Origin of the sequence: Cellulomonas phragmiteti, from assembly GCF_016862775.1 — a bacterium.
Lineage (GTDB): Bacteria > Actinomycetota > Actinomycetes > Actinomycetales > Cellulomonadaceae > Cellulomonas > Cellulomonas phragmiteti.
Window position 1 is genome coordinate 1 of sequence record NZ_BONP01000017.1, and the last position, 15,750, is coordinate 15,750.

General features: G+C 74.7%; 11 protein-coding genes. 3 read left to right on the forward strand and 8 right to left on the reverse strand.

The features are described 5' to 3' along the window. Window positions 1-1,275: 1,275 nt before the first annotated feature. The 3 genes from rsmG (at window position 1,276) to Cph01nite_RS13420 (ending at window position 5,274) form a co-directional block, all read left to right on the forward strand. Window positions 1,276-1,962, forward strand: a complete 687-nt coding sequence (gene rsmG / locus Cph01nite_RS13410; RefSeq protein ID WP_239069260.1) for a 16S rRNA (guanine(527)-N(7))-methyltransferase RsmG — start codon at window positions 1,276-1,278, stop codon at window positions 1,960-1,962. Window positions 1,963-3,043: 1,081 nt separating this feature from the next. Next, window positions 3,044-4,129, forward strand: coding sequence for a ParA family protein (locus Cph01nite_RS13415; protein ID WP_373307584.1), 1,086 nt, complete (start codon window positions 3,044-3,046; stop codon window positions 4,127-4,129). Continuing rightward, window positions 4,126-5,274 (forward strand): ParB/RepB/Spo0J family partition protein, encoded by a 1,149-nt coding sequence (locus Cph01nite_RS13420; protein ID WP_203674994.1) that lies wholly within the window; start codon window positions 4,126-4,128, stop codon window positions 5,272-5,274. Before Cph01nite_RS13415 ends, Cph01nite_RS13420 begins: the two co-directional genes overlap by 4 nt. Before the next feature lie 225 nt (window positions 5,275-5,499). Here Cph01nite_RS13420 and Cph01nite_RS13425 read toward each other — a convergent pair whose 3' ends face one another. The 8 genes from Cph01nite_RS13425 to Cph01nite_RS13460 form a co-directional block, all read right to left on the reverse strand. Next, entirely contained in the window at window positions 5,500-6,483 is a 984-nt protein-coding gene (locus Cph01nite_RS13425; protein WP_203674996.1) for a D-alanine--D-alanine ligase family protein, read from the reverse strand. Further along, window positions 6,483-7,826, reverse strand: a complete 1,344-nt coding sequence (locus Cph01nite_RS13430; protein ID WP_203674998.1) for an aminotransferase-like domain-containing protein — start codon at window positions 7,824-7,826, stop codon at window positions 6,483-6,485. The genes Cph01nite_RS13425 and Cph01nite_RS13430 overlap by 1 nt, the downstream gene beginning before the upstream one ends. Before the next feature lie 76 nt (window positions 7,827-7,902). After that, window positions 7,903-8,235 carry a thioredoxin gene (gene trxA, locus Cph01nite_RS13435; RefSeq protein ID WP_203675000.1) on the reverse strand — a complete coding sequence of 111 codons (333 nt, stop codon included), beginning with the start codon at window positions 8,233-8,235 and terminating at the stop codon, window positions 7,903-7,905. Then, complete coding sequence (gene trxB, locus Cph01nite_RS13440) at window positions 8,232-9,257, reverse strand: thioredoxin-disulfide reductase (RefSeq protein WP_203675002.1); 1,026 nt, start codon at window positions 9,255-9,257, stop codon at window positions 8,232-8,234. The genes trxA and trxB overlap by 4 nt, the downstream gene beginning before the upstream one ends. 145 nt (window positions 9,258-9,402) lie before the next feature. Then, window positions 9,403-11,232: a protein kinase family protein gene (locus tag Cph01nite_RS13445; RefSeq protein WP_203675004.1), complete on the reverse strand. Its 1,830-nt coding sequence runs from the start codon at window positions 11,230-11,232 to the stop codon at window positions 9,403-9,405. 70 nt (window positions 11,233-11,302) lie between these two features. Continuing rightward, window positions 11,303-13,057 (reverse strand): murein biosynthesis integral membrane protein MurJ, encoded by a 1,755-nt coding sequence (murJ, locus tag Cph01nite_RS13450; RefSeq protein WP_203675006.1) that lies wholly within the window; start codon window positions 13,055-13,057, stop codon window positions 11,303-11,305. Beyond that, entirely contained in the window at window positions 13,054-15,192 is a 2,139-nt protein-coding gene (locus Cph01nite_RS13455; protein ID WP_203675008.1) for a DUF6049 family protein, read from the reverse strand. The genes murJ and Cph01nite_RS13455 overlap by 4 nt, the downstream gene beginning before the upstream one ends. Further along, window positions 15,192-15,737 carry an NUDIX hydrolase gene (locus Cph01nite_RS13460; RefSeq protein WP_203675010.1) on the reverse strand — a complete coding sequence of 182 codons (546 nt, stop codon included), beginning with the start codon at window positions 15,735-15,737 and terminating at the stop codon, window positions 15,192-15,194. The genes Cph01nite_RS13455 and Cph01nite_RS13460 overlap by 1 nt, the downstream gene beginning before the upstream one ends. Window positions 15,738-15,750: the final 13 nt, after the last annotated feature.

Here is a 15,750-nt window from a genome sequence, read left to right on the forward strand (position 1 = left end):
ACCAGACGACCGGCCGGCCGAGAACGGGCGCGTGGACGGGTCGTGGCGTCGGCCCAGCCAGGTGCTCAGTCGAGAGGGCAGCTGCGGAGGCGATGCGCCGCCGCCCTGCGTGCGCCAAAGATCTCGCCCAGATGCGCTATGGCGTGTGATGCCAGGACGGTGTGACGCGGCCGGTCGGCGGGAGGCTCGCGACGTCCTTGACGCACTGGTGTCGGGGTGCCGGATGCTCCGCGCGGCTGTTTCACGTGGAACCGACACCCGTGGGTCGTGCGATCGGAGGCGAGAGACTCTGCCGCTGGGGGAGTAGCCGCCGAGCAGGCAATGTCTGCGGCTGGCGACTTCCCCTCTGGTTCGGCGCAAGCCTGGTCGCGCGCAGGGGCGCGGGGCCGGACGTGAGCGGGTCTGGCGGGCGCGGCGGGGACCTCTTACGCGGCCCAGTGTGAGGCCGCGCTTCGGATGGCGCACGACCTCCGACCGGTGCGCCTGAGCGAGGCGCGGTCGGCGCGGGAATGCCGGGTGAGGCAGGAAGACGTGGGCCACGAGCCGCGCGGCGGCGACGGCGTCGCGTGGTGGGCGTGTCCACGTGGGGGGAACCCCGGGCGGCCGATGCCCGGGGCTGGAGACGATGGGGTGGACGACCCGTGCGGCAGGGGCTCACGCGCGACAGACCGGCGACGGCGGGGGAACGACCGGCGCGTCGTCCGACCATGCGCGACGGACGTGGCGTGGCGTGACGAACCGGGCTTTGGGGGAGCAGCCGACGCTGGGCCGACCGTCCCGCACGGTGGTCCGGGCATGGCTGGTGCTGAGAGGCGCCGAGGTGGGGTGAGGACCGGTCGGTACGCGGGGAGGCTGGGGGCGACCGCGACCGTCGGAGAGTGACGTGTGCGGGCGTGAGTCGTGCCGGACACTGCGCGGCGTACCCGACGTCGCGGTGCTACATGCGCGGCGAGCCGGCGGCGCGGCCACCGTGGCTCGCCGCGCCCATGGCGTGACCGGGTGCTGGGCCGCGCGGGACGATCGCCGTGCCATTCCCAGCAGCAGAGGCGTCTCGTGCGGGACCTCGGACGCGCTGTCGGGCTCGCTGGCTCATGGTCCGCGGTCCTCGTGACGGCCGGGCGGACAGCGACAGGTTGACCCGCGCACAGCTTGTCCACCGCGCGGAGTGGGGCACCGCCGCGGCGGCGCCGCGCGGGGTACCGTATGCCCGCAACGACTGTGGAGCTCGGCGTCCGGGCCACCGGTGTTCGTTTCACGTGGAACAGGAGCCATCGGGTGTCAGAAGAGCCGAGCGCCGACTCTGAGGTCGACGCGTCGGTCGACCCCTGGAACGGGGACGCGCGACTTCCCGCCTACTTCGGGGACGCGTGGCCGGCGATCGAGCGATTTCACGCCTTCCTCGTCGACCAGGGAGAGCTCCGAGGTCTCCTCGGTCCGCGTGAGCTGCCGCGGCTCTGGGAGAGGCATCTTCTGAACTCGGCTGCCGTCGTCCCGTTCATCCCGGACGAAGGAGTGGTCGTGGACGTCGGGTCGGGCGCCGGCCTGCCGGGCGTGGTCATCGCCGCCATGCGCCCGCGTGCGCAGGTGATTCTGGTCGAGCCCATGGAGCGCAGGGTCGCGTGGCTCCTCGACGTGATCGAGCGGACGGAGCTGGCGAACGTCGAGGTCAGGCGAGCACGTGCGCAGGAGCTCGACGGTGCCCTCGAGGCGGACGTCGTCACCGCTCGCGCTGTCGCGTCGCTCGACAAGCTCTTCCGGTGGTGCGCGCCTCTGGTGCGGGAGGGCGGAGCGCTGCTGGCGATGAAGGGTGCGCGGGCTGCCGACGAGCTCGCAGCAGCAGGCAAGGTCATGCGCTCCGTCGGCCTCTCCGACGGGCGTGTGCACGAGGCGACCACGATCGCCGGGACCGAGCCCACGCGGGTCGTATCGGCTGTCCGAGGAAGAGGTACGCGTGTTCGGTAGGAAGAAGCGCCGCGAGGAGCGGGAAGCGGCCGAGCGGGCGGCGGCACAGCCCGCCGTCGAAGCCACGCCCGATCCGGTCCGCTCGTCGAGCACGACCCCGGAGATCCAGGCGCCGGAGGCGACGAGCACGTTCGCCGCGCCCCAGAGCGCGGCGCCTGCAGGCACCTCCACCAGGATCACCGACCCGGCACCTGCACGCTGGTCGGCCCAGGACCTGGGCAGCGCACAGGTGGGAAGCGGCGCGTCGCCGGACTCCGCCGGCGTGTGGCGACCGCCAGCCGGGGGAGCGGGCGACGAGAACTCGTTCAGGCCTGCCAGCGCATCCGATGGAGCGACGACGACACCCGTGACGGCCCTGGGAGCGACGGGGACTGCCCGGGGTGCCGTGGCACCAGCCGCGCCGACCTCGGGAGGGGAAACGGTGACCGATCGTGCGCCAGCGCCGGGGCAGTTCCCGGCGTTCGCCCACGTTGAGGGCGCTGTTCCACGTGAAACGACTGACCCGGCGGGACTGGCTGGACGTGAGACGCCGGGCTCGGCAGCTCCCGTTCCACGTGAAACGTCTGCCCCGACGGGTCCCGTCACGCCTCAGCCCACGGGTGCCGTTGAGCCGTCCGATGCAGGGGCCAACTCGGCTGTTTCACGTGGAACCCCGGGGGAGCCTGCGACTGCGGAGGACGCCGAGCCGCGCGCTCGGCGCTCCGGCCGGCCGGCGCCGGTGTCCGTCGCCGACATGGGCGCGGCGTACCCGTGGCAGGCAAGCGCCTCGAGCGCAGACACGTCGAGCATCGCGGCGCAGTCGCCGACGGAGCCGCGTGTCGCCGAAGCGGCGTCCGAGAGGCTCGCGGCTACCGAGGCCGGGAGTCCTCAAGCGGGGAGTGCCCCCGCGGGAAGTGCCCACGCTGCGGGCGCCGGGACACCGACCGCCTCTCCCGCAGGCGCCGATGCCGCCGACGGCGTCGTAGTAGGCCCCGAAGCATCAGGCACCGACGCAGCAAGCTCCGACGCACCGACTGCCACGGCGACGCCGTTCGATGAGCGGATCGGCCGGGTCGATGGCGCAGTGACGAGGAGCGCGTCCGTGGGGACGCAGGACGACGAGCGAGGAACTGTGGAGGACTTGCCGGACCCGCAGAGCGGGACCGACGTGTCGTCGGCGCGTGGGGCGCACGGCGACCAGGACGAGGCCCGCCGCGCGGCGCTCGTGGACAGCCTTCCGCGGCCGTCGGCGGACACCCCGCTGCTGGCGGAGCTGCAGATCGACGCTCGTCGCCGCATCGAGCTGCGCGGGCGCAAGTTCCCGCGACCCGAGCGGACCCGCGTGATCACGGTGGCGAACCAGAAGGGTGGCGTCGGCAAGACGACCACCACGGTCAACCTGGCCGCCGCTCTCGCGCAGGCCGGCCTGCAGGTCCTCGTGCTGGACAACGACCCGCAGGGCAACGCCTCCACCGCGCTGGGCGTGGATCACCGCGCGGGCACACCGTCCATCTACGAGGTGCTCGTCGACGGTTCGCCCATGCACGAGGCGGTCCAGGAGAGCCCGGACGTCCCCGGCCTGTGGTGCCTGCCGGCCACCATCGACCTCTCCGGGGCCGAGATCGAGCTCGTCTCGATGGTCGCGCGGGAGACGCGACTGCGAACGGCGCTGGACGCGTACCTCGACTGGCGTGACACCCAGGGCCTCGAGCGGATCGACTACGTGTTCGTCGACTGCCCGCCGAGCCTGGGCCTGCTGACCGTCAACGCGTTCGTCGTGGCGCGCGAGGTCCTCATCCCCATCCAGTGCGAGTACTACGCGCTCGAGGGCCTCTCGCAGCTCCTGAAGACGATCGAGCTGATCCAGGCGCACCTCAACCCGGAGCTCGCAGTCTCGACGATCCTCCTCACCATGTACGACGCACGGACCAACCTCGCCCAGCAGGTGGCGCAGGAGGTCCGCACGCACTTCCCCGAGCGCACGCTGCGCACCACGGTCCCGCGTTCGGTCCGCATCTCGGAGGCGCCGAGCTACGGCCAGACGGTCATGACGTACGACGGCGGGTCGTCGGGGGCGCTCGCGTACCTCGAGGCCGCCCGCGAGCTCGCCGAGCGCGCCGTCCCGGGCGCCACCACCCCCATCACCGCCGGCGCAACGGGCGGACCTGCACAGGAGGACCAGCAGTGAGCGAGAAGCGTCGCGGTCTCGGCCGTGGTCTGGGAGCACTCATCCCGACCGGCCTCGACACCCCCCGCAGCACCGGAGACCGTCCCGTGGACGTCTTCTTCCCCGACGCCGTGAAGGCCGCGGCCGTCGAGGCCGCCGCTGTCGAGGCGGCTGCCGTCGAGGCTGCGGCGACCGGCGGGTCGTCGACGGCCGCACCGGCCGGACCGCCGGCCGGAGCCTCGGCGGACACCACCACCGCGCAGGCGGGGGAGGGCGCGGACGAGGTCGCGTCAGCCGCAGCGGAGCCGCGGTCGGCTCCCGTTCCCGACGCCGACGGCCTCCTGCCCGTGCCGGGCGCGCGGTTCGCGGAGCTGCCCGTGGGGGCGATCCGTCCCAACCCGCGGCAGCCGCGGACCGTCTTCGACGAGGACGCGCTCAGCGAGCTGGTCGGCTCGATCACCGAGGTCGGGGTGCTCCAGCCGGTCGTCGTGCGAGCGGTCGACGACGGCTACGAGCTCATCATGGGGGAGCGGCGGTGGCGGGCCACCCAGGAGGCCGGCCTCGAGACCATCCCCGCGATCATCCGTGAGACCGAGGACTCCGACCTGCTGCGCGACGCGCTGCTGGAGAACCTGCACCGCTCGCAGCTGAATCCCCTCGAGGAGGCCGCCGCCTACCAGCAGCTCCTCGACGACTTCGGGTGCACCCACGAGCAGCTCGCGACCCGCATCCACCGCTCCCGTCCGCAGATCTCCAACACGCTGCGCCTGCTGCGGCTGCCGCCCCTCGTCCAGCGCCGCGTCGCGGCCGGCGTGCTCTCCGCCGGTCACGCCCGCGCGCTCCTCGGCCTGGGTGACGGGGCCGCGATCGAGCGGCTCGCACAGCGGATCGTGTCGGAGGGCCTGTCGGTCCGCGCCGTGGAGGAGATCGTCTCGCTCGGCGGCGACGAGGCGGCGCCCACGCGTCGGCAGCGCCCGCGGGCGGGCATCCGCAACGAGGCGCTCGACGAGCTGGCGGCCCGCCTGTCCGACAGGTTCGAGACCCGCGTGAAGGTCGACCTGGGCAAGAGCCGCGGCAAGCTGACGGTCGAGTTCGCGTCGGTGCAGGACCTCAACCGGATCCTCGGCGCCCTGGCTCCCGAGGACCCGGGCGTCCTCAAGGGCTGAACGGCGACCCGTTGCACGGCAGCAACCGCCACATAATGGGGTCATGAGCCTGACTCAATGATTCGTCAGGAGCCCCTCAGCGCGCTGAGGACGACGTCCCCGGCAGCCCGGCCCGCTCCCGAGACGGCTCTCGAACCCGCTCCGGGAGACTTCGCAAAGTATGCGACACCGGCGCATACCGGGCTCCCGGCTCCTGCGGCACGCGCAGGACGGCCGGCCGACCGGTCAGGCTCCGGATGCTGCCGCGTCGACCAGGGCGCGGTACACCGCACCCAGGTCGTGGCCCGCGGCCTCGACCGCCTGCGGCAGGAGCGACGTCTCCGTCATGCCGGGAGCCACGTTGACCTCGAGGAACCACGGCACACCGTCGTCGTCCACGACGAGGTCCGTCCGCGAGAGGTGGCGCAGGCCGAGCGTGGTGTGGACGGCGATCGCCAGCTCGGCCACCGCGGCCTGCGCGGTGGCGTCGAGCCGGGCCGGGACGAAGTACTCGGTCCGCCCCGGGTTGTAGCGGGCGTCGTAGTCGTACGGACCGTCGGTGACGATCTCGACGGCGGGCAGCGCCACGGGCCCCGTCCCGGTGTCGAGCACGCTGACGGCGACCTCGGTGCCGACCACCGCGCGCTCGACGAGCGCGGTGCCGCAGTAGGAGAAGCACTCGACCATCGCACCCGCCAGCTCGTCGCGCGACGCCACCAGCGTCACCCCGAGCGCGGAGCCGCCGCGCGACGGCTTGACCACGAGGGGCAGGCCGAGGTGCTCGACGACGAGGTCGAGCACGGGCCGTGCCCCGAGCTCCCGGAACAGGGCCTGGGGGAGGGCCATGTGCTCGGGCGTCGCCACACCCGCGCGTGCCATCACGGTCTTGGCGACGGGCTTGCTCCACGCGAGCCGGCTTGCGCGCGGCCCGGACCCGAGCAGGTGCAGCCCGAGCATGCGGACCACGTCCCGCACGGACCCGTCCTCACCCGTCGCGCCGTGCAGCAACGGCCACACCACGTCCGGGCGCAGCTGACGCAGCGCGGGGACGAGGTCCGCGTCGACGTCGTGCACGGTCACCTCCGCACCTGTGCCGCGCAGCGCCTCGGCGACGCGACGGCCCGAGCGCAGCGAGACGTCGCGCTCGTGCGACAGGCCGCCGGCGAGGACGGCGACGGTCGGAGCGCGGCCACCCGGACCTGCGCCGGGCACGACGAGCGGGGCAGCCATCAGGCGACGTCAGGGCCGGGGGCCTGCACCGCGGGCGACCCACCGCCGCCGGTGGCGCCGAAGAGCTCGACGAGCTCACGCTCGGCCGTCACGACGCCGGCGAGCCGACGGACGCCCTCCCGGATGCGGTCCGGCGTGGGGTAGCAGAACGACAGCCGCATGTGGTCCGCCCCCCGCCCGTCGAAGTAGAAGGCCGTGCCCGGGACGTAGGCGACGAGCGCCGTCACGGCGCGCGGCAGCATCTCCCGGGCGTCGAGACCCTCGGGCAGCCGGACCCAGGTGTAGAAGCCGCCCTCCGGCACCGTCCACGTCGCCGACGGCAGGTGGTCGGCCAGGGCGCCGACCATCGCGTCGCGACGTTCGCGGTACATCTCGCGGTAGTCCTTGACCTGCGACCGCCAGTCGTACGTCGCGAGGTAGCAGGAGACGGTGAGCTGCGAGGCGTTGGACGGGGAGAGGATCGCGGACTCGCTGGCCAGGACGAGCTTCTCGCGGATCGCGTGCGGTGCCACGACCCAGCCGACGCGGTAGCCGGGAGCGAAGGTCTTGGAGAACGACCCGAGGTACAGCACGCCCTCGTCGTCCATCGACCGCAGGGCGGCGCGCGGCTCGCCCTCGAACCCGAGCAGCCCGTACGGGTCGTCCTCGACCACGAGCACCCCGTGGCGGCGGGCGATCTCGAGGACCTGCGGCCGGCGCGAGGACGCGAGCGACACCCCGGCGGGGTTGTGGAAGTTGGGGACGGTGTACAGCAGCTTCACGCGCCGGCCCGCAGCCGCGAGCTCCGTCAGGGTCTCGTCCAGCGCGGCCGGGACCAGGCCGTCCGCGTCGATCGGGACGTGGACGACATCGGCCTGGTACGCGCGGAACACGCCCAGGGCGCCGACGTACGACGGCGCCTCCGCGACGACGACGTCACCGGGGTCGACGAACACGCGGGTCACCAGGTCGAGCGCCTGCTGCGAGCCGGTCGTCACGACCACGTCGTCGGGGTGCGCCTCGATGCCCTGCAGCCGCATCACCTCGAGGATCTGCTCCCGGAGGGTCTCGTCGCCCTGACCGGACCCGTACTGCAGCGCGACCAGCCCGCGCTCGGCGACCACGCGCCCCGCGATGTCCGCGAGCTGGTCCATCGGCAGCCGCGCCAGGTACGGCATGCCGCCGGCCAGCGAGACCACCTCGGGTCGGTTGGCGACGGCGAACAGCGCGCGGATCTCGGAGGCGCGCATGCCGCCCGTCCGGGCGGCGTACGACGCGAGCCACGGGTCGAGACGGGTGCCGGCGGCGGCCGCGGACGTGGGGGTGCCCGACGTCGTGCGGTCGGGCGCGGGCGGTGTGGTCATCCGCCGAGTCTGGCACGGACCGGGCGGTGCCCGGCCACGGCATTCCGACGCGCCCGCACACCCGCCGCCGGCGCGGTCACCCCTGGGCGGCGAGCAGCTCCTCGACGGCTTCCTTGAGGACGACCTTGGGGCGCGCGCCCACGAGGCTGTTCTCCATCTCGCCGCCGGTGAAGAAGGCGATGAACGGGATGGACTGCACCTTGAAGTCCTCGCTGAGGCCCGGGTTCTCGTCCGCGTTGACCTTGACGACCTTCACCCGGCCCGCGTACTCCTCGGACAGCTCCTCGAGCACGGGGCTGACCAGCCGGCAGGGCCCGCACCACGGCGCCCAGAAGTCCACGACGACGGGCACGTCGCTGCGCAGCACCTCCGCCTCGAAGGTCAGGTCGGTGACGTCGACCGTGCTCATCGCTCCTCCTCCGTGCGCTCGTCGACCACGAGCGCCGACCCGGGCGAGACCGGGTCGACGACGTCCGTGACGCCTGCCAGGTAGTGCTGGGCGTCGAGCGCCGCGGAGCAGCCCGAGCCGGCGGCGGTGATCGCCTGCCGGTAGGTGTGGTCCACGACGTCGCCGCACGCGAAGACGCCGGTGAGGTTGGTGCGCGTGGAACGCCCCTGGACCTGCACGTAGCCGTTCTCGTCGAGGTCCACCTGGCCGATGAGCAGGTCCGTGCGCGGGACGTGCCCGATCGCGACGAACAGCCCACCGGCGGAGACCTCGCGGGTCTCGCCGGTCACCGTGTCCTGCAGCGTCACGCCCGTGACCTTCTCCTCGCCGTGGATCGCCACGACCTGGGAGTTCCACGCGAAGGAGATCTTGGGGTCCGCCGCGGCGCGGTCGGCCATGATCTTCGAGGCCCGCAGCTGGTCGCGGCGGTGCACCATCGTCACCGTCCTGCCGAAGCGGGACAGGAACGTGGCCTCCTCGACCGCGGAGTCCCCGCCGCCGACGACGAGGATGTCCTGGTCGCGGAAGAAGAAGCCGTCGCAGGTCGCGCACCACGAGACGCCGCGCCCGGACAGGCGCTTCTCGTCCGGCAGGCCGAGCTCCCGGTACGCGGAGCCGGTCGCGAGGATCACGGCGCGGGCGCGGAAGACCTCGCCGTTGCCGGTGGTGACGACCTTGACGTCGCCCGTCAGGTCGAGCGACGTCGCGTCGTCCCACAGGACCTGCGCACCGAACTTCTCGGCCTGCTTCTGCATGGAGTCCATGAGCTCGGGGCCCTGGATGCCGTCGGGGAAGCCGGGGAAGTTCTCGACCTCGGTCGTGTTCATCAGCGCACCGCCGGCCGTCACCGAGCCGGCGACGACGACGGGTGCCAGGCCGGCGCGCGCGGCGTAGATCGCGGCGGTGTACCCAGCCGGGCCGGACCCGACGACGACGAGGTCACGCACGTCGGTGGAGGTGGTCTGCACGTCGGGTTCGGTCACAGGGTGCCTCGCTGGGTCGGTCGACGTCGTCGTGGTCGCGGCGACGGGGCCGCCGTGCGGCCCGGGATCTGGCTCGTCCAACCGATGGTAGGACGCTTCTGTTCCCCACCGCGGGCGCCGTCCACCGGCGGTGGCGGCCGCCCGCTCAGGAGACGGTGATCTCGGTGACCTCGATGCGGAACTGGCCCGCGGCGTTGGTCGGGAGCTCGGTGAAGTACAGAACGATGGTCGAGGCCTGGACGGGCTGCGCGAACGTCAGGTCCGTGGTCTGGCTGAGGGTGCTCGACGCGAGCAGCTCGCCCTCCGTCGGCGTCGCACCGGTCGTCGCGCGCACCTCGACGTTGCCCCCGGTGCCGTTGACGTTGAGGGTCACCCCGGAGACGGTCGACTCCGCGGCGAGTGTGAGCTCGAGGCCCATGCCCTCCTTGAGCCCGCCGAAGTCGGGGCGGTTGTAGGTGTAGGAGAACCAGAAGGTCGACGGGTCCCCGTCGATCGCGAGCTCGACGTTCTCGACGCGCTCACCCTCCGGGTTCGTCGGGTCGAACGTGCGGATCGACGCGATGGCCGGCGGGGGTCCCGCCGCCGGCTCCTCCTCGACGGGCTCCTCCGCCGCGGGCGGGGCGGCCTCGTCCGGCTCGGTCGGCTCCTGCTGGGTGGTCTGGCCGGTGCCCGGCTCGCGGTCGGCGACGGGCGACGTGAACAGCGCGCGTGCCGCGAACACCAGGCCGACGAGCACGGCCACCCCGACCAGCACGAGGACCAGGGCCGTGGGGTCGAACCGGCGGCGCGGCTCCTCGTCCTCCACGAACGCGAACGGGTCGTCGGCGAACCCGATCCCGTCGTCCCACAGGTCGGGCTCGGGCGCGGGGGACAGGGGCGGCAGGGAGGCGGGCACGACGGGCGGCGGCGGGCCGCCCGTGCCGGCGGCTCCTGCGGCTCCGACGGGTAGCACGCCGGTGCGCTCGACGCGCCCGGGGATCCCGCCGCGCGACGGGGTCGCGGGCGGCGGCGTGCCGGGACGGGGCGTGCCGGCGGGCAGCTCGTCGAAGGCGGACCGCACGGACTGGCGCGCGACCCGCACGGGTGCTGCGGGGCGCTCGGGCTCGTCACCCGCGACACCGGCCGCTGCGCCGGCCGCAGCGGCTCCCGCGGCGACGGCCCCGGCGGCGCCCGCGCGGCCGTCCGTCTCGTCCGCGGTGCGCCCGATCCGGATCTCGCCCCAGGGCTCGAGCTCGTGCACGAGGTCGCCCGGGGCGTGGGGGCCGTCCTCGTGCGGGCCGAGGGTCACCGCGCACAGGGTGTCGAGGTCGTTGGGGACGCCCGGGCTGATCTCCGCGGGCGGCACGGGCGCGCCGTCGAGGACCGGTGCGGGCTGCACGGTGGTAGAGCGCACGTCGTCGCGGCCGGCGGGCCAACGGCCCGTGAGGCCCGTGTAGAGCAGCCGGACGAGGTCGACGGCGTCGGTCCGGCTGGTGGCGCGCGCGTCGCTCTGCGCGGTGCCGAGCAGGGCCGCGTCGATCGCCAGCCCGGACACCAGGACCCGGCCGTCGGCGGAGACGTGGACGACCGACGGGCGCAGCGCCAGGTGGTGCACGCCGCGGCGGCGGGCGACCTCGAGGGCGGCGGCGGCCTCGCCGACCACGGCCCGGGCCTGGTCGGGCGTCAGGGCGCCGCGCTCGACGAGCTGCGCGAGGGACGCCCCGGTGATCTGCTCGGACACCACGTACCCGACGCCCTCGTGCATGCCGACGTCGAGCACGCGCACCAGGCGCGAGTCCGTGACGAGGGCGGCGCGGCGGGCGGCGTCGAGCGCGGGGGCCACGGCGCCGGACTGCAGCACCCGGACGCGGACGGGCCGGTCGAGGATCTGGTCGGTGGCGCGCCACACGGACACGCCGTCGAGGTCGGACGGCAAGGGGTCGACGACCCGGTAGCGCCCGGCGAGCACCGTGCCCCGGCCGACCTCTTCCGTCACCGTGCCACCTCCGTACCCGCCCCCGACGTCCGGACCCGCGGTCGCAGGCCCCGTGAGCATGCTAGACGGCCTACGGACGCCGCCGCCCCCGCAGGCGCCGCAGGACCGGGCCCAGGAGCTGGTCGAGCTCGCGCACGTGCAGCAGCCGCAGCGCCCCCAGGTACACCAGACCCATGACACCGCCGACGACGACGCACTGCAGCAGCGCACCCGGCGCCCCGGCCGGTCCGGCGCCCTGGACGACGAGCAGCGTCCCGTACCCGGCGCCTCCCGCGACGAGCGCCGCGAGCGCGGTACGGGCGTGCGTCCGCAGGACGTGGGTGCCGTCGACGCGGCCACCGAGCCGCCCGCGCAGCGCGCGCAGCGCGAGCACGGTCCCGAGCACGTACGACACGCTCATCGACACGGCGGCCCCCACCACCCACGCGCTGCTCGGGAGCAGCGCGCGGCCCAGCAGGGTGCCGGCCACGACGACGGCCGCCATCGCGACCTGCACGGGGACCATGCCCCGGGCGTCCTCGTAGGCGTAGTAGACCCGCTGGCACATCGACCAGGCGCCGAACGCGGGCAGCCCGACGGCCATCGCGACGACGACGGCCGCGACCGCGTCGACGACGCCCTGCGGCTCGCGCAGCGCGAAGAGGCGCACGACCGGCTGCGCGAGCACCACCAGGCCCGCGGCGGCGATCATCGTGAACACCGCGACCACGCGCATGCCGACGGACAGGCTCGCCCGCACCCCCGCGACGTCGCCGTCGTGCGCCCGCGCCGACAGGCCCGTGAACAGGGCCGTCGCGAGGGACACGGTGACCAGGGAGTGGGGGACCATGAACACCATGAAGGCCAGGTCGTAGGCGGCGTTGCCCGCGATCTGCGTGCTCGGCGTGCCGTCGGCGCCCGGGGCGGCGTTCGCGACGCGGGAGACGACGACGTACCCGAGCTGGCCGATCGCCAGGCCCACGAACGTCCACTTGGCCACGGTGCCGGCGCGTCCCAGGCCGGACCCGCGCAGCCCCCACCGCCAGCGGTACCGCACGCCCGCGCGCCGCAGGAACGGCACGAGCACCAGCGCCTGGCACACGATGCCGAGGGTCGCGGACCCGCACAGCAGGGCGACCTGCCCGAGCGTCCACCCCGTGGCGCCGGGCACCGTGCCCGCGGGCCGCACGACCAGGGCGAAGAACAGCCCGAACCCGGCGATCGACACGAGGTTGTTGACGACGGGGGCCCACATGTACGGGCCGAACGACCCGCGCGCGTTGAGGACCTGGCCGAGCAGCGCGTACGCGCCGTAGAAGAACAGCTGCGGGATGCACCAGTACGCGAACGTCGTCGCGAGGGCGAACTGGCTCGTGCTGCCGGAGTCGGCCCACACGTGGACGAGCAGCGGCGCGGCGAGCGTCAGGACGACGGTGACGCCGGCGAGGAGCGCGAACCCGAACGTCAGCAGCCGGTCGACGTACTCCTGGCCGGCGTCGCGCCGGTAGGCCCGCACGACCTGCGGCACGAGCACCGCGTTGAGCACGCCGCCGGCCAGCAGCATGTAGAGCACGTTCGGCATCTTGTTCGCCACCGAGAACGCGTCGGCGGCCTGCCCGGTCGTGCCGATCGCCGCGACCAGCACCATCGCGCGCAGGAACCCCAGGAGCCGGGACACGGCCGTGCCGCCGGCCATGAGCGCGGCGCCGCGGCGGACCCCGGTGCCTTCCCCGGCGGTCCGCCCACCGCGGCGCTCGCCGGTGTCGACCGTGAGCGGCTCGCCCGGGTTCGCCGCGTCGCCGGGCACGTCCTGCGGGTCGCCCGGCGGCGGTGCGGTCCCGCTCACGCGTCGTCCTCGTCCCGCGTGCCGCCCAGCACGGGCAGCGGGCGTGTGCCGGCGTCGTCGTGGACGCGTCGTGCGCCGCGCCGCGCGCTCTGCCCGCGTCGCACGGTGCGCACGACGCCGAGCACCAGGCCCACGGCCAGCAGGACGCCGACGACGGCGGTGCCGACGGACTCGATCGTCGGGGACGCGCGCACCACGAAGGACACAGGGGCGGCCAGCGGGGCGCCGTCGACGCTGGTCAGGACGGCCTCCACGACCACCTCGCAGTTGGCGATCGCGTGCACCGCGACGGGGACGACCTCCTCGCCGCCGGCGGGCACGACGACGGTGGCGCTCGGCTCGGTGCGCAGGCACGCCTTGCGCGGCGTGGTCTGCACGCGCACGGACGCCGCGGCGGGCAGGTCGTTGCGGACGGAGAACCGCACCTCGCTGTCCGCGCTGATGATGTTGCGGCTGCTGGTCTGCGCCAGCGTGAGGCCGACGCGCCGGGCGTCGACCTGCGCCACGACGGCGTCGACCAGCACGAGCCGCCGCACGGGGTCCTTGCGCCACCCGGTGGCGAGCGGGGCCAGGACGTCCGCGTCGACCCCCGCGAGCAGGGACGGGGCGTCGTCGGTGACGCCGGCGAACGCGATCGTCGCGTCGCGGGTCACGGCGAGGCGCCCCACGGCGGCCGGGTCGAGGGTGTCCGCGGTGACGGCCGTCGCCGCGAGGGGCGCGCGGTCGGCGTCGTCCCCGCGCGACCCGAGCAGCGCCGTGAGGGGAGCGGTGCGGGACCACGGGGCGCCCTGGACGCCGGCGAGCACCGCGCCGACGAGCGCGGGGTCAGGGTCGGCCTCCCGCGGCAGCGCGACGAGCACGTGCTGCAGGCCCTCGCCGGAGCCGCGGGCCAGCACCGACAGCTCGGCGAGCACCCGCTGGACGACGGTGGCCGTGGTCGCGTCGGGGTCGAGCTGCTGGGGGTCGGCGAGCAGGGTCGTGAGGGTCGCGTCGGGCACGAGCCCGACGACGTTGCCCGCCGGCGACTCGAGCGTGGTCCGCGCGCCCGCCACGTCGCCGTCGGCCCGCAGGTCGTCCGGGGCCAGGACGAGGACGGACGCGCTGCTGCGCGCGGCCAGGTCGACCGTCGCCTGGTCGGTCGTCGGGCCGGACGACCACAGGACGTCCGACCGGGCGGCCAGCGGGCGGGCGCCCTCGACGGCGGCCGTCGCGGACGCCTGGACGGCGGCGTCGAGCAGCCCGTCGGCGTCGGCGTGCGCGAGGGCCGTCAGGTCGGGGTCCGACCAGGGCAGCGCGACGACGTCCCGCCCCACGGCCGCTGCGGAGAGCGCGTTGGCCCAGTCGGACGCGTCGCCGCCGGCGCGCGCGCTCGCGACGAGCGCAGGGTCGACGACGAGCGCGACGTCCGCGCTGCTGCGGGCGATCTGGAGGGCGTCGTCGAGGCGCCGGCCGGGCTGCACGAGCTCGGTCAGGGTCGGGCCGGGGGGTGTGACCTCGGACCCGGAGGGCACCGCGGCCGGCCCGACCACGGGGACGAGCAGGGACACACGCGCCTGGGCGACGTCGTCGCTCTCGGTCGCCCACAGCACGAACGACCGCTGCAGCCCGACGCGCCGCCGCCCGTCGGTCGCCGCGACGGCGAGGCCACGGGCACCCCACGTGTCGGGCCGGTCCAGCAGGCCGACGGCGTCCGCGGGCACCGTCACCTCGAGCTCGACGGACGCGCCCGGTGCCAGGGGGGCCTCGGCGGGCACGGTGGCGAGGCTGCGGCCGGAGCGGGAGCTGTCGACGGGCTCGTCGAGCCACGTCTGCAGGTCGGCGCGGGTGCTGGGGCGGATGCGCTCGAGCTGGACGACGGCGCGCGGGTCGGCGATCTCGTCCCCGGTGGTGTTGGTGAGGCGTGCCCGCACGACGAGGTCCTCGCCGGGGCGCAGCACCGCGGGGGTGACCTCGGTGATCTGCACGCGCACGGGTGAGGCGTCCGCGGCGGTCGGTGACGGGGTGGGCGTCGTGCGGCTCGCCGGGACGGCGCCCGGCACGACGGACGCCGCCGGGGCCGCGAGACCGGCGAGGGCGAGCAGCGTGACCAGCACGGCGAGCAGCCCGGACGCCGACCGGCGGAGGCGTGGGGCCATCAGTCGTCGAGGACCGTGAGCGCCATCCCCGCGAGCCGGCGCTCGTTGGGGTAGGCGAGACGTTCGGACAGGTCGACCACCCGGACCCACTCGACCTCCTCGGCCTCCCCGTCGGGGTCGTTCTCCACGGTCAGGTCGCCGTGCAGCGCCCCGAGCAGGAAGTGGTGCACGACCTTGTGGACCCGGTGCTCCTCGCCCGAGAACCAGTAGTCGATGACCCCGAGGCGGCGCAGCACCTGGCCGGTGATGCCCGTCTCCTCCGCGATCTCGCGCACGGCCGCCTCCTCGGGCGTCTCGTCGCCCTCGAGGTGCCCCTTGGGCAGGCACCACTCGAGACGTCCGGCGCGGTTGCGGCGCGCGATCACGGCGGCAGCGTAGTGCCCGTCCTGGCGCGCGACGACCAGGCCGCCGGCCGACGTCTCGTCCACGACGGGCAGCGCGACGGCGTGCGTGCGGTGCGCGCGCGCGGGGTCGATGCGCAGCGGGTGCCCACCCGGCGGCGCCGGCACACGCCCGGAGCCGGGCTGTGGGGCGGCGGTGGACATGTCGACACTGTAA